This is a genomic window from Streptomyces albus subsp. albus, assembly GCF_000725885.1.
Lineage (GTDB): Bacteria > Actinomycetota > Actinomycetes > Streptomycetales > Streptomycetaceae > Streptomyces > Streptomyces albus.
Genome location: NZ_JODR01000089.1, coordinates 1 through 361, shown reverse-complemented (window position 1 = coordinate 361; position 361 = coordinate 1). Strand labels below are relative to the sequence as shown.

Here is a 361-nt window from a genome sequence, read left to right as displayed (position 1 = left end):
CACCCCCCAAGACGCCGCCACCCTCATCACCACCCGCGCCCACCTCATGCAAAACCTCCCCCACACCGGCACCATGCTCACCATCCAAGCCACACCGGAGGAGATCACCGCCTCACTGGACGAGGAAGCCGACCCGGCAGCCATCAGCATCGCCGCCGTCAACGGCCCCCAGTCCGTCGTCGTCTCCGGCACCGTCGAAGAGGTCCAGCACATCGGCGAACTCTGGCGCAAACGAGGCCGAAGGACCCAACAACTCCGCGTCAGCCACGCCTTCCACTCCCCCCTCATGGACCCCATCCTCGACCAACTCGCCGACACCCTCCACACCCTCACCTACCACCAACCCACCCTCCCCTTCACC

General features: G+C 66.5%; 1 protein-coding gene. It reads left to right on the top strand.

The genetic code is table 11. From position 1 onward, the window contains the following. Positions 1 to 361: acyltransferase domain-containing protein (locus IO40_RS34600; protein WP_033230659.1), on the top strand; the 361-nt coding region annotated here is incomplete at both ends.